The sequence below is a fragment of the Streptomyces sp. NPDC026301 genome (assembly GCF_055567935.1).
In genome coordinates this window covers 133298-153587 of record NZ_JBVHPN010000007.1, presented here as the reverse complement: position 1 = coordinate 153587, position 20290 = coordinate 133298, and the positions used below count along the sequence as shown (strand labels likewise).

The 20290-nt window shown below is 66.1% G+C and carries 16 protein-coding genes and 3 pseudogenes; 6 read left to right on the top strand and 13 right to left on the bottom strand.

The genetic code is table 11. The features are described 5' to 3' along the window. Together ACZ4MH_RS14130 and ACZ4MH_RS14125 are read right to left on the bottom strand one after the other, a co-directional pair. Positions 1–4047, bottom strand: coding sequence for an nSTAND1 domain-containing NTPase (locus tag ACZ4MH_RS14130; RefSeq protein ID WP_351585941.1), 4047 nt, complete (start codon positions 4045–4047; stop codon positions 1–3). Between the two features lie 25 nt (positions 4048–4072). After that, positions 4073–4624 (bottom strand): hypothetical protein, encoded by a 552-nt coding sequence (locus ACZ4MH_RS14125; protein WP_351585939.1) that lies wholly within the window; start codon positions 4622–4624, stop codon positions 4073–4075. Positions 4625–5465: 841 nt separating this feature from the next. Here ACZ4MH_RS14125 and ACZ4MH_RS14120 point away from each other — a divergent pair. Beyond that, positions 5466–6236 (top strand): annotated as a pseudogene (locus ACZ4MH_RS14120) (transposase family protein). Positions 6237–6353: 117 nt separating this feature from the next. On the opposite strand, the pseudogene ACZ4MH_RS14115 reads toward ACZ4MH_RS14120, so the two are convergent. Together ACZ4MH_RS14115 and ACZ4MH_RS14110 are read right to left on the bottom strand one after the other, a co-directional pair. Then, positions 6354–7070, bottom strand: a pseudogene (locus tag ACZ4MH_RS14115) (transposase); the annotation flags it as partial. 44 nt (positions 7071–7114) lie between these two features. Next, entirely contained in the window at positions 7115–7303 is a 189-nt protein-coding gene (locus ACZ4MH_RS14110) for a hypothetical protein (protein WP_351585937.1), read from the bottom strand. A 196-nt stretch (positions 7304–7499) separates the two neighbouring features. Between ACZ4MH_RS14110 and ACZ4MH_RS14105 the strand changes: the two genes are divergently transcribed. Next, positions 7500–7817 (top strand): hypothetical protein, encoded by a 318-nt coding sequence (locus ACZ4MH_RS14105; RefSeq protein WP_351585935.1) that lies wholly within the window; start codon positions 7500–7502, stop codon positions 7815–7817. Between the two features lie 1270 nt (positions 7818–9087). Here the strand turns inward: ACZ4MH_RS14105 and ACZ4MH_RS14100 are convergent. From ACZ4MH_RS14100 to ACZ4MH_RS14080, 5 genes are all read right to left on the bottom strand, one after another. Next, a complete protein-coding gene (locus ACZ4MH_RS14100; protein ID WP_351585933.1) occupies positions 9088–9891 on the bottom strand; it encodes a hypothetical protein in 804 nt (267 codons plus the stop codon). Beyond that, positions 9888–11930, bottom strand: coding sequence for a hypothetical protein (locus ACZ4MH_RS14095; protein WP_351585931.1), 2043 nt, complete (start codon positions 11928–11930; stop codon positions 9888–9890). The genes ACZ4MH_RS14100 and ACZ4MH_RS14095 overlap by 4 nt, the downstream gene beginning before the upstream one ends. Then, positions 11930–12715: a hypothetical protein gene (locus tag ACZ4MH_RS14090; RefSeq protein ID WP_351585929.1), complete on the bottom strand. Its 786-nt coding sequence runs from the start codon at positions 12713–12715 to the stop codon at positions 11930–11932. Before ACZ4MH_RS14090 ends, ACZ4MH_RS14095 begins: the two co-directional genes overlap by 1 nt. Positions 12716–12825: 110 nt before the next feature. Continuing rightward, positions 12826–13560 (bottom strand): Crp/Fnr family transcriptional regulator, encoded by a 735-nt coding sequence (locus ACZ4MH_RS14085; protein ID WP_351585927.1) that lies wholly within the window; start codon positions 13558–13560, stop codon positions 12826–12828. After that, the gene (locus tag ACZ4MH_RS14080) at positions 13557–14051 is read right to left on the bottom strand and encodes a Pycsar system effector family protein (RefSeq protein ID WP_351585925.1); all 495 of its coding nucleotides are present in this window, start codon (positions 14049–14051) and stop codon (positions 13557–13559) included. The genes ACZ4MH_RS14085 and ACZ4MH_RS14080 overlap by 4 nt, the downstream gene beginning before the upstream one ends. Before the next feature lie 403 nt (positions 14052–14454). On the opposite strand from ACZ4MH_RS14080, the gene ACZ4MH_RS14075 reads away from it, so the two are divergent. Continuing rightward, the gene (locus ACZ4MH_RS14075; RefSeq protein WP_351585923.1) at positions 14455–16200 is read left to right on the top strand and encodes a hypothetical protein; all 1746 of its coding nucleotides are present in this window, start codon (positions 14455–14457) and stop codon (positions 16198–16200) included. 257 nt (positions 16201–16457) lie between these two features. On the opposite strand, the gene ACZ4MH_RS14070 is transcribed toward ACZ4MH_RS14075, so the two are convergent. Then, on the bottom strand, positions 16458–16598 hold the full coding sequence (locus tag ACZ4MH_RS14070; RefSeq protein WP_351585921.1) for a hypothetical protein: 141 nt from the start codon (positions 16596–16598) through the stop codon (positions 16458–16460). Between the two features lie 367 nt (positions 16599–16965). On the opposite strand from ACZ4MH_RS14070, the pseudogene ACZ4MH_RS14065 reads away from it, so the two are divergent. Further along, positions 16966–17151: pseudogene (locus ACZ4MH_RS14065) on the top strand (DUF1062 domain-containing protein); the annotation flags it as partial. 98 nt (positions 17152–17249) lie between these two features. Here the strand turns inward: ACZ4MH_RS14065 and ACZ4MH_RS14060 are convergent. Continuing rightward, positions 17250–17855 (bottom strand): class I SAM-dependent methyltransferase, encoded by a 606-nt coding sequence (locus ACZ4MH_RS14060; RefSeq protein WP_351585918.1) that lies wholly within the window; start codon positions 17853–17855, stop codon positions 17250–17252. 159 nt (positions 17856–18014) lie between these two features. On the opposite strand from ACZ4MH_RS14060, the gene ACZ4MH_RS14055 reads away from it, so the two are divergent. After that, complete coding sequence (locus ACZ4MH_RS14055) at positions 18015–18230, top strand: EF-hand domain-containing protein (protein WP_351585916.1); 216 nt, start codon at positions 18015–18017, stop codon at positions 18228–18230. Between the two features lie 337 nt (positions 18231–18567). Here the strand turns inward: ACZ4MH_RS14055 and ACZ4MH_RS14050 are convergent, their stop codons facing one another. After that, positions 18568–18834 carry a hypothetical protein gene (locus ACZ4MH_RS14050; protein ID WP_351585914.1) on the bottom strand — a complete coding sequence of 89 codons (267 nt, stop codon included), beginning with the start codon at positions 18832–18834 and terminating at the stop codon, positions 18568–18570. A gap of 294 nt (positions 18835–19128) precedes the next feature. Between ACZ4MH_RS14050 and ACZ4MH_RS14045 the strand changes: the two genes are divergently transcribed. Then, the gene (locus ACZ4MH_RS14045) at positions 19129–19302 is read left to right on the top strand and encodes a hypothetical protein (RefSeq protein ID WP_351585912.1); all 174 of its coding nucleotides are present in this window, start codon (positions 19129–19131) and stop codon (positions 19300–19302) included. An 87-nt stretch (positions 19303–19389) separates the two neighbouring features. On the opposite strand, the gene ACZ4MH_RS14040 is transcribed toward ACZ4MH_RS14045, so the two are convergent. Further along, a complete protein-coding gene (locus ACZ4MH_RS14040) occupies positions 19390–20286 on the bottom strand; it encodes a geranyl diphosphate 2-C-methyltransferase (protein WP_351585910.1) in 897 nt (298 codons plus the stop codon). Positions 20287–20290 lie beyond the last annotated feature (4 nt).

Genomic DNA, 20290 nt, shown 5'->3' with positions numbered 1-20290 from the left:
TCAGTAGCGAGAGGCCGGTGCCTCCCGCGGCGCTCCCGGGCCGGACGGAAGACCCGGGCAGGTGCGCCGGTAATCGACGCCCGGTACGAACTGCTCCCATTCCGATGTCGACAGATTGCGGTTGACCAGCCGACAGCCGTATTCCGCCCACGCCGTGAAGTTCAGACGCCAGATCCTCGCGGTGTCGTCGGCGCCGGCGGAGGCGATCAGCGCGTCGTCCGGGCTGAAGGCGACCGCGAAGATCTCTCCCTGGTGTCCGGTCAACGCGGGGCCCTCCGGCCGTCCGTCCGCCACGTTCCACACTCGCACCGAGCCGTCGTTGCCGGCCGTCGCCAGCAGCCTGCCCTCCGCGTTGAAGTCCACGTCCGCCACCGCACTGGAATTGCTGGTGAGTGGCTTCCTCACCTGTTTCCCGGAGTCCGTGTTCCACAGCCGTACGGTACCGTCGGCGCTCCCCGTCGCGAGCAGGGCGCCGTCCGGGCTGAAGGCCACGGCAGTGATTTCGTTGGTGTGACCCCTCAGCGGCCGCCCATGCGGCGCTCCCGACGGTATGTTCCACAGGCGCGTCATCTGGTCGTTGCCGGCCGTCGCGAGCAGCTGGCCGTCGGGGCTGAAGGCCAGTGCGTTCACCGCTTCGGTGTGCCCGACGAGAGGCTCACCGAGGGGCTTACCCGTACGCACGGACCACAGACGCGCGCTGCCGTCGCCGCCCGCGGTGGCAAGCAGTTCGCTGTCGGGGCTGAAGGCCGCATCCATCAACATTTTCTGATGTGCCGTCAGTTTACGGACGTGCTGTCCGCGGGAGGTCACGTCCCACAGACGCGCCGTTTCGTCCATGCTGGTTGTGGCGATGAGCCGCCCGTCGGGGCTGTACGCAATCCTGTATATCGGGCCCTTGTGCCCCCGCAGCACACGGCCGAACGGTTCACCGGAGCCAACCCGCCACAGACGGGCCGTCGCATCGTCGCCCGCGGTTGCCAGCAGCCTGCCGTCGGGGCTGAAGGCGACGCCGTCCACATCCCCATCGTGTCCGGTGAGCGGCCGGCTGATCGAAGGGGTCTCGGCGAGCTCCCAGAGCCGCGCGGTGGAGTCCCAGCTCGTCGTGAGGAGTTGCTTGCCGTCGGGCGTGAAGACCACACGGTTCACCAGGTTCGTGTGTCCGACGAGCGGCTGTCCCTTCGGACGGTGCGTCGCCACATCCCAGAGCCGGACGGTGCCGTCGCCCCCGGCCGTGGCCAGCAGCCTCCCGTCGGGGCTGAAGGCCACGTCCCATACGTTGAGACCCTGGCGGCCCAGCGGCCGACCGTCCGGCTTTCCCGAGGCCACCCGCCACAGCCGGGCCCTTCCGTCGGAACTCCCCGCGGCCAGCAGCGTACCGTCCCGGTTCAAGGCCACCGCCCGCAGCCAGTCGTGGTGACTGCTGACGAATACCCGTGTTTGCCGCGGGTCTCCCGACCCCAGCTGCCACAGACGCGCCCTGCCGTCCTTGCCCGAGGTGGCGAGGAAGCGTCCGTCGCGGCTGAATGCCACGCCGGTCACCTCTGCCGTGCCGGCCGTCGCGACGCCCCGCCGCTTCCCGGCCGCTACGTCCCACAGCCGCGCAGTGCCGTCTTGTCCGGCAGTGGCCAGCAGCCTGCCGTCACGGGAGAATGCCACGTCCTGCACTCCGCTCCGATGACCGCGCAGGGGCCTCCCGTACGGCTCGCCCGTCGATGCATTCCACAGGCGCACCGTGCGGTCGAGGCTCACTGTCGCGAGCAGTGCCCCGTCAGGAGAGAAGGCCACGTCCATGACCGCACCACGATGCCCGGTCAGCGGCTTGCCACGCGGCTTTCCCGACGCGCGGTCCCACAGCCGCACCTTCCGGTCCCAGCCGCAGGTCGCGATCACCCTGCCGTCCGGGCTCACCGCTGCCCCCTGCACCTGACCGCCGTGGCGGAGCAATGTCGAGACGTGAGTGACCCGGGCCAGACCGGTGACGAGTCCTGCTGGAGGCTGCGGTTCAGGCCGGTCCGCACGGGCCACGCTGAGGCTTTCCAAGCCCACCAGGATGGCTACGTCGGGCCTGCTGCGTACGAGGGAATCTGACCGGAGCGCCAGGGCGTCGGCCTGGGCGAGGCGGGCGCGGGACTGGGCCTGTTGGTTGCTCATGTACGCGAGGCCGGCGCTCAAAAGGGTGAGAATCAGCAGGACGGCCAGGCTGGCCGCCAGACCGCGCAGCCGGCGGTTCGAGCGCCGCGCCGCATTGAGCTCACGTGTGGCCAGGGCCTGGCCGGCGGCCAGGAACCGGCTCTCGACGGGGGTGAGTTCGCCGGTGTGCTCGGCGGCCCAGTCCCCGAAGTCGGCCAGCCGCCCGCCGCGCAACAGATACGCATCGTCGCGCCCGCCGCGGTTCCAGTCGGCCGCCAGACGCTCCAGCTCCGAACGCAGCCGAAGCGACCGGCGAGAGTCATCGATGGCCTTTCGTAGCGGCGGCCACTGTCGCAGCAGAGCTTCGTGGGCCACCTCGACCGTGGCTTCCTCCGCCGCCTCGCGACCTGCCGTCCCCTCAGCCACGCCCCCGCCGCTTCCACTGGTGAGCAGGTGGGCGTCGACGAAGGCGTCCACCACCGTCGCCTCATCCCCACTCAGGGCGCTGCGTGGCAGGCGCCTTCGCGTCGGCTCCTCATCACCCTCGACCGTCGCCAGCTTCAGCAGCGTCGGCAGTACGGCGTCCCCGTGCCCGCGTCGGGTCAGGTCGTCGAGCAGCGCGTCGGCCCGGCCTTCCATGGCACCCACCACCCCACCCACCGCCTCGTAGTCGGCCGCGGTGATCATCCCTTCGGGGCCGACCCGGTCGTAGAGCTCGCGCAGGGTGTACGCCATCAGCGACAGCCCGTCACCGCCCGTGGTCTCCTCGGCGATGCGCTCGACCAGCCCCGGGGCGATCTCCACCCCGGCCCGGCGCGCAGGGAGGCCGATCACTTCGGGCAGCAGGGCCCGGCTCAGCGGTTCTATGGAGAGCGTCTCGTCGACCGCTTCCGTCAGCCCGGCACGCTCCGGGTCGGCGCTCAGGAATTCCGAGCGTACGGTCGCCACGACCCACAACAGGCTCTCCTCACTCAACGCGCCGCTCAGGAGCCGCAGGAACGACCGCCGCTCCTCGACACCGGTGCGCCTGATGAGCTCCTCGGCCTGGTCGATGACCATGAGGACACTGCGCCGTTCGCCTCCGGCGGCGCCCTCCTCCCCGGCCCTGCTGAGTTCGCCCACGAGGTCCACCAACGCGATGGAGCCCTGTTCCAGCCTCCTCATCACATCGTCCGCAGAACGCACCAAGCCATGGTTGCCGAACGCCAGGGCCAGTCCGTGGGCCAACTCCCGGGTCGGATACTGACCGGGCCGCATCGGCGGCAGTACCTCCCAGCGGCGGGGGCGTTCGTACAGGCGCGGCAGCAGCCCCGCGTGGAGCAGCGAGGACTTGCCGCTTCCTGAAGGGCCCATGATCGCTACGAAGCGTCCTGCGCCGTGCGCGAGCGTCGGCTGCAGCTGCTTCAGCAGCTCCTCGGTCTTGTCCGAACGCCCGAAGAAGACGGCGGCGTCCTCGGGCGCGAACGGACCGAGGCCCGGGTAAGGGGCGCGGGTGGGGTCCCAGGCGAAGGAGTCGGACGCCTTCAGCCCGGCGCGCTGCAGCCCGATGAGGAGGCGGTCGAGTGCGGCTTCCTCACCGTCCGCGAGGTCCACCCACTGAACCTCGGACAGAAGCTTGAGCCGTGCGGTGTTGTCGATGCGCAATGGGAAGACGGGGGTGCCCAACGAGCGGGCCAGAGCGACCTCGGCAAAGCACCAGGACGATGCGGTGGAAGCTTCGCTGGCCACGAAGACCACGCCGTCGGTTCTGCGAAGTTGGGTGTAGAGCTCCCGTTCCCAGGAGCGACCGGCCGGGATGCCCAGCTCGGGGTCGAAGTCGAGGAACAGCCCGGCGAACCCCGCTGCCTTGAGCCGGCCTGCGATCCGCTTCGCCACGGCCCGGTCCCGGCCGCTGTGGCTTATGAACAGGGCAACCACGGGTCAGCCGTTCCGGGTGCGTGGCTTACCAGCACTTGCCGCTCGGGATCCAGCACTTGCCGCTCGGGACGTACCAAGCTGCGTCTCGCGGCGGAACTCCCTGAGGGACATCCTGGGTGGCGAGAACCATCCAGTCGAGCGGGAAGTGACGGCTGCCATAGCTGCACCTGAACGTCTCCGCGGTCTTGATGCCCTGGTTATTCTTGTTCCAGACGCATTTGAAGTGATCGGGAGCAGCCAGATATTTCCATCCCGAGTAGTCGGGTGGCAGCGGCCTGTGATTTGTCTTATCCAGGTCCGGCATCAGGATGGTGGCCAGAAGGCGCGACTTCCCGCTTCCATCCGAACACCGATAATCATCAACAAGCTTATTGTTCTCCTTGTCGACGTACCTGCAGTCCAGGAAGTTCCGTGGCTTATAAGAATCCGAGAACATGGCGAACGAGCCGCTCATTGCCTGCCTGTACCTCTTGGCAGACGCATCGGTAGCCGTTCCCACAACGAGCACAGCACCAAGGACGCCGGCCAGCGGGAGGGCTAGAATCGTACGACGTTTATCAAACAATCTCCGGTCCATGATTGTGCCCTTCGCGATCGATGTGACGAGCGCGCGATAATCAGTTCGCGTGACAGCCGAGCGTACCCCTGCCGCCCGACAGGTCAAGAGAATGAATACTCTGCGCCATCCAAATAAAGAGCGCGCGCTGAAATCGGAAACTCACCCTCCGCACCTCACAGGTATTTCAGATAAATGCACCAACCTCCATCCCCGAACAGGACAGCACGCTGACCAGCGAAATACGGAAGACGGCTGTGTTACCTGTGCTACCTGGTGCCCCACTCCAGCGACTCCGAACGCACACTTCCTGTGCTCCACACCCAAGAACAAAGGAGTCGGTATGAGATTGCGTCAGCCGACGTCCGTACCGCAGGCTCGTCTCATTCCAAGAGTCACGATGTGACGTGCGGAGTGCCCGGCGTCAGGCGACTGTCGTGGACCGTCCACCGGGTGATTCCAGCGCCCGTAGGGCGGCAGGTGGAGCCACAGGCTCGGTACCACGATGCGACGGCATCCGCCCCGCCACGATGCATGTGCAGCTTGCCCTCAGCGGGCGGCGCAAGCGCCCCTCTGGATCTAGCCAATCGACGGGGAACAAACCAGTATATACGCCACGCATCGGGTATGAGGCGACGCACGGAAGAAGGGGCACTGTCCTAGGTGGCCTCCCAGCCCTGCGCGCTGCCCGGCCTCAGACACACACGCCACCAAGACCGGACTGGGGCCGGGTGCGTCGACCGGCGCCCGCATGTTCTCACCTGCCGGCCCCTCCCCCCAGTGAAGAAAAATGGCCTTGCGTAGGTCTCTGACCTTGCCTAAAGCGTGTTGCACAAGGCCGTGAACTGGGCATCTCCGGTGTATGAATGGGGTGTTGAGGGCCGATCGGTGTGGGGTGGAGACGTTCACCGGGCTGCGAGTGGATCAGTTCGGGCGGCTGCTGAAAGTGGTGCGGGAGCGGGGTGGCAACGGCACCCCGCATGGTTGATCATGGAGTCTTCCGCTGGCCGAACGCGTATTGATCGTCGCCGTGTACTACCGCACGAACCTGACCATGCGGCAGCTGGCGCCGCCGTTCGGGGTCTCCTCTTCGACCGTGTGCCGGGTGATCCAACGGCTGGGACCGCTGCTGGCGCTGGAGCCCATGACACGTCCCGGCGACACCGCGGAGCGGTTGTGGATCGTGGACGGCACCCTGGCCCCGGTCCGGGATCGACACATCGGCACGTCGTCGCGCAACTGCCGGTTCTCCGCGAACGTGCAGGTCATCGTCGACGCCGACACGCGTCTCGTGATCGACGCGGCACGGCCGGTGCCCGGCACCACGGCCGACGCTCACGCCTGGCGAGGCTCGGGCCTGGCCAACCACTGCCAGGGCGTCACGGTCCTCGGCGACGGGGCCTACCTCAACTGCGGCATGGTCGTGCCGCACCGCAAGCGCCCCGGCCGCGGGCTCCTCAAGGGCGAGGAGGATGACAATGCGGCGCACCGCAAGGTCCGCGCCCGGGTGGAGCACGTGATCGGCCGGATGAAGAACTACAAGATTCTCCGCGACTGCCGGCAACGTGGCGACGGCCTTCATCACGCCGTCCAGGCCGTCGCCCACATGCACAACCTCGCGCTCGCATCATGACCAGAGAACTGTCCTCACGAGCCCTGGCCTGCCCTAACGCGGCCTTGCACAAAACGCTTTAATGTCCCAACTGGCCGATACCACCGTCCGCCGAACCACGCAGGTGCTAGTGCCACATCAGGCAAGGTTCGCCCTGTCGACGACGGCGCGTAGGCGCTGGTCGTCGGCGTGGCGGTTTCGCCAGATGATGTAGCGGCGGATCATGCTGCCCTGCTCTTTGTGACTGGCGTGGTCAGTGACGTCGAGGGTGAAGTAGCGCAGGGCGGTGAGCTGGGCCTCGACGCGGTTGAGCCAGGAGCTGTTGGTCGGGGTGTAGGCCACCTCGACGTTGTTTGCCGAGGTGCCGACGCGCTGGCACTTCTTCGTGGTCAGGTGCGGGGAGAAGTTGTCGCTGACGATCGCGATCCGCACCTCTCGTGGGTAAAGCGTGCGGAGGTAGCGGCAGAACTCCATGAACTGGGTCCGCCTCTTGATCGGCTTTGTGTGGCCGTAGGGCTTGTCCTTGGTTCGGCCCAGGGCGGCGAACAGATGCCGGACCCCGCCGTAGCGGTTGTAGGCCGCCCGGCGCCATCGGCGGGGTCGCGGACGGGGCCCTTGTACTTGCCCGCGTTCGGCCGACTGGTCGGCTCGGGTGGGGCATCAGGTTGAGCGGCCCGAACCCGTCCATGCAGAAGATGTCTTCGGGTTCGCCGTCCTCGGCTATGACCTCGCCATCGGCGATCGCGTAGAGGTGCTCGACGCGGGCCTTTTGGCCGCATAGTCCGGATCGCGGGAGGTCTTCCAAGTCTTCAGACGTTGAAAGGAGACGCCTTCCTCGCGGAGCAGGATGCGCAGGACGCGCTCCCTCCGCTCTCGTTGCGTATATCGATGCCGAGCCATCACAGCATCGGCTGTACGGCGGGCAGCTGCATCAGGCGCGTGATGCCGGCGGCGACGGTCAGGGCGACGCCCACGCCCGCGGCGGTCTCGGGGATGCCGGACGCGTCGACCAGAAGGGGGAGCGCGGCGGCGAGACTGATGATGATCTGCACGACGGTGCGGGCGGCTCGGCGGGTGCGGTCGTTCACGGGTGTCCGTTCAGTTGGGGGTGGCGCCCGCAGACGCGGTATTGGCGGGCCGGGCAGGGCCGGTGTGCCTCTTGTTGCGGGATAGCCAATAAGTGGAAATGCCCTCACATCGCCCGAGAGTCGGCGGCCTGTGGATGACGCTGCGTGAGACGCTTCCGATGGTTCAACGCAATCAGTGGCCAACAGGGGGGGCACTATGACGAATCCGTTGGGACAGTTGCGCGACACCGCCTTCACCGCCTTGGACGGCAAGGTGGACAAGAACACGGTCTTCACTGTGATGACGGCTGAAGGGGGGCCGGATGACGTGGTAACTGCTCGCGCTCCGCAGGGCTTCCGCGTGATCAGCGGTGGTTTCAACTTTGGGCATCCGGAATTCTCAGCGAAGAGCAGCCATCCGACAGATGACGGTAAGGGGTGGGTCGTCGAAATGAAGCGGGAGAGTAATCTGAGCGAGGACGGCAGCTGGAGCAAGGCTGTCCAGGTCTACGCCGTATGCATCCGTATGTCCTAGCCCAGTTCAACGGGCTTCGCCGTCTGGTTAGCTACAAAATGGGCTTTTGACCTGCAAGCCGACGCCTCATTTCTGTTATGCGATGAGGCGTCGGCAGTGCCGTGACTACTAATTCCGCATCAGGCAACGTTCGCTTCTCCGGACGTTGCCTGATAGTCGGTATCCGGTCGTAGGAACGGAACTGAGGCTGCCAGTACTCCCGTAGGGTGCTTGGGTGTTCAATCGGCTTGAGATCAGTGTGTTGCCACCAGGCCCCCGATGGGCCGCCCAGTTGTCTTTCCGGATCGATGGCGAGGAAGTAGTAGCAGCCTCGATCGGAGAGGGAGGCCGCGGCCCGTTTGCCGAGGAGGCATTGCCGGCCGATGGCCAGGGCCCCTCTGGGCAACCGGCGAGGGACAACGTGTAGTGCTGGGTGAGCCCGAGTGCACGGACGGATGCTGCGGCTACCTGTCCGTGTTCGTGCAGCGTCACGGCGGGACCGTGGAGTGGTCTGACTGGCAGGTGCCCGTTGATGAGGCGCGCCCTCCGATTTTTCACTTCGACGCTGATCAATACGACGCCGAACTGACCCGCGCGCTGACAATGTCTGCTTCGTGAAGGTTCGCCGCGTGGACGTTTCCTTGCGCGGCGACCGGGTCAGAATGATCACGTGGCTGGGCGTGTGCAGGTTCGTGAGATCGATGGTGACGAGGGTCGGCGGTTGCTGCGGATCATCCGCCGGGGCACTGGCACCCAGTACGTTCACCACCATCGCCGACGCTGGACGGGCAACGACCTTCCGTCACCCACCGGCGCGCCGGCGAAGCGTGTTGACGGCCCCAATACGCCCACGGCACCAGCAGCCGCTCCACACCAGGTGACGTCGCCTTCCAGCAGCACCGCCAAGCAAGGAACCAGGCGGGGTCAAAATGACCTCACAGGCAGTGCCGTCGAGTCGGGATCGGACCCGGCGAAGCCGCGGACCCGGTAGGCGGTGAGATACCCATCCGCATTTGAATCGCGGCGAGAGCGCGCTCGGCTACCAGGTCGACCCTCCGGGACAGCCCAGCATCCCGGCCGGATGGCTCCATGCGGTGTTGCTACGTCGCTTCGTCGGATGTGTCCTCGACAAGGTGCCCGTGATGCCGATACACCATTTCGTCGGGATGGCGTGTCACACGGGCCAGCCGCCAGGCCGCGTCGTGGGATATTCGACCGCGTTCCTGAGCACGGATCCGTAAGGCTAGGAGGCTGGTTGCCGGATCGAGCAGCCAGCGCAGGGCCGGTAGCTTCATCGGGCTGCGCCCGCCTTAGCCACTGAGGATGGCTCTCCCTCTCCCCCGTCGTCGCGGCCACTTCCGGGCGAATCAGCGGTTGACGGTTCTTCCGGCGCCAGCCAGTCGATCGCGTCGTTCCATCCCATCTGGTCCAGAACGGTACGCACTGTGGTGGTGAAGCGCGCATGTTGCCCTGGTTTGTCACCCAATTTCTCCCAGACGTACATGAGCGTTTGGGCGATGCGTTCGGCCTTGGATTGGGTGTCGTCGGCCGCACCGACCAGCGGAAGGATCTTCTCCTTGAAGACGTCCCAGTCGAGGGAGTCGAGATCGTCCAGGTGGCGGTCGAGCCACCAGATGCGTGTGGCGTCCGGTTTGTCGAAGACCACTTGCCTGAACCGTTCTCGGCGTTCGTCTTCTTGCGCAAGCTGGAGTGCCACTTCGCGCAAGGCGTCTTGGTATCTCTGGGCCCGCCCCGCATCTTGCTCGGTGAGCATCAGGGTGATATGCGCCTTCAGCCAGAGGCCAGGGATGTTCTCAGGGGTGTGCCAGTGCGCCACGGCAAGCGTGAGGCGTTCCTGTGCGGTGGTGAGCTGTTCGGGCATGTGGCGCTGGGTGATGCCGCGGCCGAGTTCGTCCAGGGCCAGTCGTGCGGCGGCCCGCGCGGCAGCTGTGCTGCCAGCCTTAACGAGCGTGTGTGCTCGGTAGGTGAGTGTGCCACGGGCGCAGAAGCGGATGCCGGGCAGGCTTGTGGGCCACTGGGTTCGGATCCGACTGCGCCGACGGCTCCACCACGGGCCGGGTCCGTCGATCGTCAAGGAGTCGATGCCCCCTCGGACGTCCGGTAGCGGTAGGCGGCCCGTTCCAGGACCTCCCGCCAGAACGGATCGATCGCCGACTCTTCTGTCACCATGAGCCCGTCGAGGCCGGAGCGGCGGCTGGGTGGGGTGAAAATGTCCGCGAGCAGGTCCAGCACTGGTTCCCGGAGCTCGCGGTCGCCCTGGAAGCGTTTTTGCCACCGGGTCAGTTGCCTGCCGACCGCCTCCACAGCGGCGTCGGTGGACAGCAGCTTCCGCCAAGCGCAGACGAGGCGCAGGCGGGCCTCGGGGGTGGGGACATCGTTCAAGATAAGATCTGTTCCCTCGTCGCTGGAGACGAGAGCGATGAACGCTCGCAGCGTCTGGCGTTGCACAGCCTCGTCGGCTTGTTCGCTTTCGGCGTCACTGAGCCATTGATCGACGGCTTTGCGCACCTGCTCCGGGTTTTGCAGGGCGAGCTGCTGGAAGGCGTGGACGACCATCTCGGAGCCGAAGTCCTTGTGGCCTGCCGCCTTGCCTAGACGTGTCAGTGCGAGAGCCGGCTGGTTGATTCCCCAGGTGCTTGCGCAGATCTCGATGACGAGGTCGACTTTGTTGTCAGAAGGGGCCTTGTTGTCCATCCACTGACGCAGGCGATTCCTCACGTAGCGGCCGAACTCGGCATCCTCTGCTGCTTTGGTCAGGGCCTCCACGGCTAGGCGCCGTCGGGGGCCTTGTAGGTCACTGGCCAGCCCGTCGAGGACATCCCGGTCGTGGCGATGGACCGCCAGCTTCAACAGCGCAGTAGTGACTCGGCGGGCGTCCTCTTCCGGGATGGTGCGGTCTGCGGCAATGCCGATGGCCCATGTGCGCAGAAGTTTGTGTTGGGTGGGGAACTCGTCCCACAGATGGCGCAGGATGGCCGCGGGCAGGCCTTCCATATTCTTGTCGTGAAAAGCGCGGTCCCCGTTGCGGGTGATTTTTGCGGCGTCCAGTCTGCTTGTTGTCGTAGCGTCCGTCAGGACGTTGGCGGGGTCGCGCTTGAATCCGAGTTGGGCCAGGAGGTCGTCGGCTGCCTTGATGACGGACTTGCGCTGCCCTCCGTGTAGCAGGGCGCCGGCCCAGACCGTGACCCAGGTGGACAGCAGCTGTGTGTCGCTTTCTCTCGCCCGGTTCCTTCCGAGGAGATTCTCGACTTCCGTGTGCCAGTCACCGAACTCATCGACAATCCCCTGGATCTTCTCTGGACCGGAGGCGCGCATGAGGCGGTCGGCCAGGCGCCACGCAGCACGCGCGGATGGGTTGGCCTCCCAGATGTCAACAAGCTCCTTCCTGTCCAACCATTCCACACGGTCGCCGCGATAGTGCCCCCGGAATTCTGCTGTGACGAGGGCCTTCGCGTCCGGAGACTCGAGCCGGACGGTGAAGGGCATCGTGGGTTCGACCCAGTGACCATGCCAGTCGGCGGGCGTGGCCAAGATCACCAGGAAGGAGTTGTTCTTGCGCAGCTCCGCCCCATAGCCGACCAGGTCGGTGCCCAGCCGTTCGCCGGGGTTCTCTGTGAGGTCGGAGAGGTCGAGGATGTATCCCGTACCTGCCTCTTTCGGCAGGGGGCGGACCGAGGGCTTGGACCATTCCGGGTCGAGGTCAAAGATGGCCTGCGGAGGGGGGGGCACCGTACGCAGCAGACGTATGGCAGCCGTGTGTCGCCCGGTGCCCTGGGCTGCGCAGAGCACGATGATTCCGTATTTGTCCAGCAGTGCGGAAGCTTCCACCCACTGGTCTGCGTTGCGCGGCGGGACAAATCGGCTGTCATGGCTCGCCTTGTAGTCGGCGTCACTCTCGGTGATGGGAATGGGGACCGCTTGATCGCCGTTCAGGTGCAGGTTGTATGCTTGAATGCCGTGCTCGCCGGAGTGAGCGAAGTGCACCGAGCGGGAGGGCGACTGGCCGTTTTTCGGCGATTGAAGGGAGCCTGTGGGTTCGTTCGGTTCGGCGCGTTCCGCCGACGGTGAGGTGGGCTCCGCACGGTCTTGCTGACCTTGCTTGTCGTCGATCATCACTGCCCCCGTCCAGCGCCGAAGTGGTTGTATGCCTGAATGCCGTGTTCGCCGGAATGGCTGAAGCTCACCGTGCCCAGGGCGGGAGAAGCCGGCTGAGGTGATGCTCCGGGGGCAGGGGGCAGCTGCTCAGTAGCCGCGTCTGTGCTGTCGAGGGGTTCGAAGATATCCGGGTCCGCGAGCCGCCAGTCGAAGCCGGGGATGTGGACGTACGCCGGCTGCCGGAACTTCTTCACCTTCACCAGGTGTCGCATGAACTGGTCGGGCAAGACGTCTCCGTTGAGGCAGCCGCTTTCGAAGACGTCCTCATAGACGCGCTGCGAGATGATCACTGCGGTGTTGGTGATCTCCGGGTTCGCGCGGTTCAGCAGAGTGCGCAGTGCGTCGTCGTCCAGGAGTCGGTGGGTGTGCACCATTGGTACGCCCAGACCAGTGTGCGGCAGCGGGCCGACATGGATGCTGACCCTGAGCTGCAGGGGGGTGCTGGCGGGGGCATCAGCGCGTCGACGGGCCAAAGCCTGCCGGAGGGCGTCGGGGAAGCAGCCCACCAGCGCGGGCAGAACCTCTGGGTCCATGCCGGCAACGTAGCTGTCGCCGGCATGCTGGCCGAACATCCGCCGCTCCCAGTGAGCGCTCACGTTACTGACGCTGAGCGCCTGGGACAGCAACGGTGGGATATCGGCGTTCACCTGTTGCATGCCCTTGCTGTCCAGCGCGCTGAAGTTGCGGGCGTCCACGGCCAGCACGGCCCGGTAGGGCCACAACGGTTCCCATGACGGCAGCATGTGCCGCTCCTCTCGTCGGGTGGTGTGTCGCGAAATCGCGGCCAGTGCCACCTTCGTGGAGCAGTAGGGATCAGATGGTCCAGCATTGGACGGTACGAACGTGCCCTGTGTCACATGGCGGATGGGTCGCCCTGGCAGCCGGTATCACCCGGAAGCTGCTTCTCGTCCCGGGCGGCGGCCTTGAGGTGGGCTACGTCGTTGATGATCAGGTTCCGGCGTCCGAGTGTGAGGACACCGGCCACCTGAAGCTGGCTGAGAGCATCAAGTGCTGATGAGCGGCTCATGGACGCCATAGTGGCCAGCTCCGTCCGGGCCATGCCCAACTCGACGACCAAGCCGTCGTCGCCGTAGGTAGAGCCGATTTCGTCCGCGAGATGACTAACAATTCGGGCCATACGTGCCACGCGTGGCAGGTGCGCGAGGTCCGCTCGCAAGCGTTCGTGGCTGTTCAGCCGTTCTACGGTCAGCTGATACACCACCGCCTCCAAACGATGGCGCTCTACGTAGCCGCGAAAGGCGTGAGCCGGCAGAACAAACCCTGTACACGGATAGACCGCGGTGACGGTGGCCGAGCGTGGGCGTCCGAGTAAGGCGCCCATTTCCCCGAGAACTTCTCCTGGTCCCCGCAGCGTCAGCGTCAGCTCGTCCCCCCACTCATTGCTCTGGGCCACCTTCACCAAACCTTCGACCAGCGCGATGACGGCGTCCGGCGACTCTCCTTGACGCAGCAGCACGGATCTACGCCCGAACGTTCGCCGACGCCCGCGTTCTACAAGGTCGCGCCATACGTCGGCGGATACCAGGGACCGGAAGTTCATCAGCGTCCTGCCTTCCTGGTATGTCATCCGGCCACGGCCGCGAGAGCGAAGGCGGTGCAGCCCGCAACTGCCAACATGAGTGACCATTGCACGCGGCGGTGCTTAGTCCAGGCGATCTCGCTCATCACCACCAGTTGCCGGGACAGAGGCGGCAGCGGATCTTTGCCCCGGAGGATGGCCTCGAGGGCCGTCGGTTCCAAGTGCCGAACATGGCCGAAATATAGGAAGTCATCGTCATGTTCCGGCCCCCGCCGCTCCTTGCGGAGGTTCGGCGAGATGGCCCAAGCCGCGCAGCTTGCTCCACTGACCATGAGCAAGACGCCACACCACAGCAGCAACTGTGATGCGCCCGAGTCGAGACCACCCGCCGCTCGCCGGGAACTGGCCAGGATGCCTAAGACAGCCAATGCCGTGGACTGCATGGTCAGAGCAAACGAGGCCTTCGAATCGGCCTTGGCCGTCAAATCCGCAACCGCTGCTTGAATCCGCCACGCAATCTCTGTCGGCTCGCCCGCCATCGACCTTCCCCCCCTCAGCCCCAGGCAGGGCATTCACCTGCCGGCTCGGGCAGAAGCCTTGACCGTGCACAAGACCCGAAAACCTCACTTAGAGCACTTTGGCCGGGAACGGACACCCGTACGTGAAGCAACTAGCCTGCAGAAAGGGCCATCTCCGGCGCGCACGGGCAACCGCGATCAGCGAGGCCGCCCCGTTCGCGCCCCGCAAGCGCCTGACGCCGGAGGCTGGGACACCGCACCGAGCAGTTCTCACACACCATCGATCGACCAAGCTAGTGGGCCGACTATCAGCCGTTCAGACGCCTGCATCCCAACGAGGACGACACCCGCACCTTCGGCTTCGCGCCGCCGAAGATCGTGACGGGTACACGCTGGACAGTCGCGGACGGGCACCATGGTCAGGGTGACGACCACACCACCCGTCCATTGGAATCCGGCCTCGCAGCGCTTGTGGCAAGCCGTACGCGACGGCGAGGTTCTCGACTTCGCCGGCGCGCGGCCCGAAGGCACAGCACAAGACCCGGGCTCTGTGCGCCCAGAAGTCCCTGCCGAGGTTATCGCCACTCTTCTGCTGCAGCCCCCTGCAGCAGAAGACAGCGCCATACCAAGGCTGCAGTTGGTCGGAGCGCACATAACCGGCTGCCTTCATCTGCAATACGCCACGGTCGAGATCCCCTTCTCCCTGGTCGACTGCCATTTCGACGCGCCGGTGGAGCTCGCTGATGCCTCGCTGCGTGCGGCGGACTTCAGGGGCTGCCACATACCTCACCTGAGCGCAGACCGACTGCGTGTGGACGGTGATCTGACGCTCACCCGGCTGATTAGTGGAGGGATCTCCCTCTTCGGCGCACAGGTCAGAGGCGATCTGTGGCTGACTGCCGCCCACATCGCAGGGAACGGCTCCGGCTATGCCGTGAACGGGCCGCAGCTGCGCATCGACGGCGGCTTGTATGCCCACTCCGTTCACGTGACGGGCGGAGTGAACTTGTGGGGTGCCCATGCCTTCACCATCGAGGTCAGCCATGCCCACCTGACCGGGGAAGCGCGTCCGGCGTTCCGCGGCGATGGCCTGCACCTCGTTCAAGACCTCCGTTGTACCGATCTGCTGGTCGACGACGGAGGCATCCATCTATTCGGCGCGACGATCGGCGGCCAGTTCTGGCTGGTCAATGCCGATGTACGTAGCAGCACCGGGTGGGCCATCGCCGCTCCCACACTCACCGTCGGTGGTGGTTTCTACGCTCACGGTCTAACCGTCGAGGGGGGTATCAATCTCTTCGCCGCCGTCATCGGGGAATCCATAGAACTCACTGCCAGCACACTCCTCCCCTACCGCCGGTATGCACTTCGAGCTCCTGACGCCCGCGTGGAAGCAAACATCACTCTGGGCGACGCGACGCGCATCGTTGGCGACATCGTCCTTACGCGTGCCGAAGCCAAAGGCACACTTTCACTTACCGAGACGACGTTCTCCGAGGCAACGACCGTCGACCTTGAACGCGCCACCCTGGGAGCGCTCAGCATGGAGTCCCCCCTCTCACCACCAGCAACGCTCGACCTGAGCTCTGCCAACATCACTGCCATTACCGATTCTGCGCACTCATGGCCCTCACACATTGCGCTGACCGCGCTCACCTACCAGGCCCTCCGCCCAGTGCTGCCCGCCAGCCACCGTCTGGCCTGGCTGCACCGTGGCACGGATTACCACCCTCAGCCCTATGAACAGCTGGCTACCTACTACCGGCAACTGGGCCACGACGAAGACGCCCGGGCAGTACTCCTGGCGCAGCATCGACAACGACGACGCAGTCTGCGCGCGCCGGCCCGGTTGTGGGGATACGTGGAGGACGCCACTGTCGGGTACGGCTACAGACCGGGGCGCGCGCTCATATGGCTCCTGGCGCTAACCACGGTTGCCGCCACAGCCTTTTCCTTAACACCGCCGCGGCCGACCCAATCCGACGGCCCAGTTTTTCAACCAGTCGTCTTCGCTCTAGATCTCATCCTGCCCGTTCTCGACCTCGGGCAGGAAAAGGCGTTCACCCCGGTCGGCACCACTGCCTGGATTTCCTGGGTCAGCTCCCTCGTAGGCTGGTTACTCGGTACCACCGTCATCACCAGCATCACCCGTCGACTCACCCGCTCCTAGAAGCTCACAACACCAGGCGCCAGGCCTGAAACCGGCAGGTCATCGGCAGCGCCTGGCAGCAGCGCCGAGATAGCGTGATGATCAACGACAAGCAAGCGTTGTTCCCCTTCTGCAGGGAAGGGCCTGTCACAGACTGGACGGCGAGGCCACGCCACCGCTGGGCTGATCGTCGGGAGCTCCATCTAAGCCACCACCGATTGCATCAGCACCCTGACCTGTACTAACGTCGCGACTCACCAATACCACTGTCCGCCGAATCACGCAGGGGCCAGGTTGGCGACGCCGCCGTCCTCGGCGACCGTCGACACCCACGCGATCGGCCGCGGCACGACCGTAGCGGTCAACACCCGATAGAAGTCGTTGCGGGACACCGTCTGAGGATCGATCTCGATACGCATGATCGCCAGTATCCCCAAGGACAACCCCGCAGGCTAACCGCCAATCGACGGCACCACCCAACCCGCTTGAGCTGCGCGTAGCGGGTCGCGTCCGCGGGATGGGCGCGCAGTGGTCCCGGAAGATCCGCTGGTTCCGGGTAGGCCGGCTCTCCCGGGTCACCACATGCAGGATCACGAACAGCCCAGGTACCACTGCCCGGAGTGCATCGATGGCGGTAGCGGCCTGGGGGGGGCCGGCTCGGGTCATCGTCGGCTACGTGGATGCCGCTGGGCTCTGACACGGCCGTCATCGCCGCGACACCGGCGGATCGGATCACCTGGACCGTGGATGGGGTCTTGTCTCCATTGCTCGGGCGAAGCCGAGAGCTTAGGGAAGATCGACGTCTCGGTCCGTTTCACGGCGCGGATCGTGGTCCGGCCGGTGAGACTGATCGCTGAAGGTTGCGGTCCTTCGCGGGCCGAGGGCGAGAGGCTGATCACGGAGGGAAAGCTCGTTTCGGCATGCCGGCTGAGCGGCAAGCTCTCCGGCGACTTCGCCTTCACGCTCGAGCGCTGTGCCCTCCCCCGGGGCCAGGGGCCTGTCCTTGGGGCGCATCGGACACAGAGAGTAGGCACTCAGGGCTGCGGATGCCGAGCGGTTCTCACCGGTTCTCACCGGCGGTGGACGCTGACGGCGTAGCCGCCGCCGTCGTAAGGGTCGGCGTTCCAGGTAGCGAAGCGGTCAACGAGGGTGAGGCCGGCTGCGGCGCAGTAGTCGTCGTACTCCGACAGCGTGATACTGGGCGGCACAGGGAGGTGGGCTGCGTCCAGGCCGAAGCCGGCGACCATCAGACCGCCCGGGCGCAAGGCCGCGGCCAAGCGCTTGACCACCGTGGCCTCGGTGCCGGCAGCGAGCAACGGAAAAATGTTGCCCGCAGCGACCACGAGATCGAAGTCCCCTGCGATGCCGAGCAAGTCCGGCTCGAACTCGGCCAAATCGGCCTGGAACCAGGGCAGGTCCGGCGCCTGCTCCCGCGCCACTGCCAACATCGACGCATCGAGATCCACGCCGACACAGTCGTACCCGAGCTCCGTCAGCCGGATCATGACCCGGCCCGTGCCGCACCCGGCGTCCAGCACCCGCGCTCCGGCAGGCACGAGAGCCGCGCAGAGCCGCGCCTCACCGTGCACGTCCTTGCCGCTACGGGCCAGCGCCGCAAACCGTGCGGCGTAGTCATTGCCGGACGTTTCCCCGGTCAGCTCCTGCCAACGGCTCATGAGACCAACTATAGATCGCTGCGACCGACTCTCCCCTGCCTCACCAGGCATCCTGCCCCTCTCCTCCGCCCGATTCGGGCAGGTGGGGCGGCCCCCGCCGGGTTCCGGACGGACGGATAGCCTGGGCGCGTCAGCGAAGATCACAGAAGGGTGGAACACATGGCAGACATCGTGGAGGCAGCGGCGCGGAAGGTCTTCGACCGCTACGACCTCGACGGGGACGGCCTGGTCACCGCGGAGGAATACGGCAAGGTCGTGTCGGAGTTGGGTTCGGAGGTCACCGAGTCGGAGGCCCAGGGGCTGATCGACTCGCTCGACACCAACGGCGATCGCCAGATGTCCTTCGAGGAGTTCTGGGCAGCGCTGAATCGCTGACACAGCCGGGTCCGGCACGTGAGCGTGCCGGACCCGACCAGTCATCTCGCCGGCCGAGTAGTCGTCCGCGTTCTCGAGCGTCCCGCTCCACCCGTCGTCGGCAGTGCCGTCCCGAGGGACAAAATCGCCCCCGCACTCGTCATCGAAATTCTTCCCGCTGGGATGGGTGTCGGTGCGGTAGGAGACGGTGAACGTGCCGCGTGTGCCCACCAGGCCGGTGGCCTGTACTCCCTGGACACCTTTGCCGAAACCGGCTCCAGCGCCGACCAGAGCGAGCGTGAGACCGAGATGCTGAGCCGCCTGAGTGCCCCGAGGTGGTCAGGCCGTCAGCGGGTGGTTACGATGCGTCGTTCACCCAGAGCTGGTACTTCCCGTTGACCGGCTTGCAGTCCCACTGGGAGTACGCGGAGTTCCTCCCGTCGGCGTAGCACTCGGCGTGCGTACGGTAGGTGCCGACGTAGATCCACGAGTAGGCGCCCGACGCCACGGCCGTCGTCGTGCTGGTATCGGAAGACACCGGAGCGGCCTGCGCGGTGGCGACCGAAGCACCGGTCAGCAGGGTGGCCCCCAGAGCGGCTCCGGTAAGCGCGAGACGAGTACGCATGTTGTTCCCTCCATCGGTCCGAGGTGGCTGTCGGAACGATCGTTGGGCAAGGCGAGCGCGGTGGGAACGGAGAACGAGTGTCCCGGACACCCTGCCTCGTGTCCATGCTGGTCAGCCGCCTGTCCGGGACAGCGTCCGACGGTCGGCGCACCCGGCCGCGCCGGCGGCGGATCCGCTGCCTCCAGCCTCAGAACCGCTGGTCAGTGGCCAGGGACGAGGCGGCGGAGTGGCGCAATGTTGCGGCAATACCGCTGTACGGAAGCCGGGCTAGCGTCCCTGGCATGTCACTCGACCGTGTCCGCGAACACCCGGCTCCCCTCGCCGCCGCACGCCGATGTCTGCAAGGCGGCCGTCCTCGCGCTGCTGGGTCATGCCGAAGGCTCGTCCGCGGCGCGTGAGGCGCTGCGTTCCGCGACGGTGGACACGGATGCCGATGTGCGGGCCTACGCCAGGAGTGCGGGGAGTTGAGCGAACCGGGGAAGTCGTCCTGGTGATGTGGGGAAAGGGCCGGAGCGTCGGGTGAGGGGGCCGGCCCTTTCAGTTGTCGGCGAGCGGTCAGACGCGGTCGGCTGCGATGAGGACGTACTGGAAGGAGCCGTCCTTGTAGGAGTTGATGAACGCCTCCTCGATGCCGGTGACCAGGGAAGACGTGGCTCGCAACGCCCAGTAGGGCAGGGTCGCGGCAGTCAGGTCGATGACGGCCTGCGGTACGAGACGGTTGTCGGCCATGGCGCGCAGGTACTCCCGGCGGGAGTGGATGTTGCACTCGAAGTGTGCGTTGATCTGGGAGACCCACTTCGAGGGCTGGCCGTGACGTGGGTTCCAGCAGCCCGTGATGGTCACGTAGCGGCCGCCGACCCCGAGGATGCGGGAGTGTTCGGCGAAGAGGTCGTGCAGGTCGACGTACATGGTCGACTCGTTGTTCCACGAGGCCGCGGCCTGCCCCGTCCTGAACGGTGTGTCGAGCATGTTGCACACACGGGCCCGGACGTGGTCCTCGATGCCGAGTTCGTGGGCGCGCTGGTTGGCGAAGTCGGCCTGCTTGGCCGACAGGGTGACGCCCTCGACCCGGCATCCGAACCGCTGGTGGGCCATGACCATCGAACCGCCCCGGCCGCAGCCGGCGTCCACGAGCGTGTCGTCACGCCCGATGGAGCCGAGATGGTCCAGGAGGTATTCGGCCTGCGCCGACTCCAGGCGGTGGAGCTCGGCGATCAGCTTCTTCTCGTAGTCGCCGGCGTCGGCATCCCCGAGGGCGACGTGGTCGACGTCGCCGATGCCGTAGTGGTGGTGGTAGAGCCCGTCGACGTCGCCGAGACGCAGGTTGACGGGCCTGGCCTCCTGATCCCAGTAACGGGCGATCTCACCCTGGTAGGGCGATGCCGGGGCGGGGACGAAGGCGGAGGTGCCGTTCATGGTGCTGAACTCGGTGCTGGCCACAGATAATTCCATTTCC

What these genes read in the sequence shown, in the direction of transcription:
- ACZ4MH_RS14125 (WP_351585939.1), bottom strand. Translation starts at nt 4,624, where the DNA reads ATGGACCGGAGATTGTTTGATAAACGTCGTACGATTCTAGCCCTCCCG.
- ACZ4MH_RS14055 (WP_351585916.1), top strand. Translation starts at nt 18,015, where the DNA reads ATGGCAGACATCGTGGAGGCAGCGGCGCGGAAGGTCTTCGACCGCTAC.
- ACZ4MH_RS14080 (WP_351585925.1), bottom strand. Translation starts at nt 14,051, where the DNA reads ATGGCGGGCGAGCCGACAGAGATTGCGTGGCGGATTCAAGCAGCGGTT.
- ACZ4MH_RS14085 (WP_351585927.1), bottom strand. Translation starts at nt 13,560, where the DNA reads ATGACATACCAGGAAGGCAGGACGCTGATGAACTTCCGGTCCCTGGTA.
- ACZ4MH_RS14095 (WP_351585931.1), bottom strand. Translation starts at nt 11,930, where the DNA reads ATGATCGACGACAAGCAAGGTCAGCAAGACCGTGCGGAGCCCACCTCA.
- ACZ4MH_RS14050 (WP_351585914.1), bottom strand. Translation starts at nt 18,834, where the DNA reads ATGCGTACTCGTCTCGCGCTTACCGGAGCCGCTCTGGGGGCCACCCTG.
- ACZ4MH_RS14105 (WP_351585935.1), top strand. Translation starts at nt 7,500, where the DNA reads ATGACGAATCCGTTGGGACAGTTGCGCGACACCGCCTTCACCGCCTTG.
- ACZ4MH_RS14090 (WP_351585929.1), bottom strand. Translation starts at nt 12,715, where the DNA reads ATGCTGCCGTCATGGGAACCGTTGTGGCCCTACCGGGCCGTGCTGGCC.
- ACZ4MH_RS14040 (WP_351585910.1), bottom strand. Translation starts at nt 20,286, where the DNA reads ATGGAATTATCTGTGGCCAGCACCGAGTTCAGCACCATGAACGGCACC.
- ACZ4MH_RS14060 (WP_351585918.1), bottom strand. Translation starts at nt 17,855, where the DNA reads ATGAGCCGTTGGCAGGAGCTGACCGGGGAAACGTCCGGCAATGACTAC.
- ACZ4MH_RS14070 (WP_351585921.1), bottom strand. Translation starts at nt 16,598, where the DNA reads ATGCGTATCGAGATCGATCCTCAGACGGTGTCCCGCAACGACTTCTAT.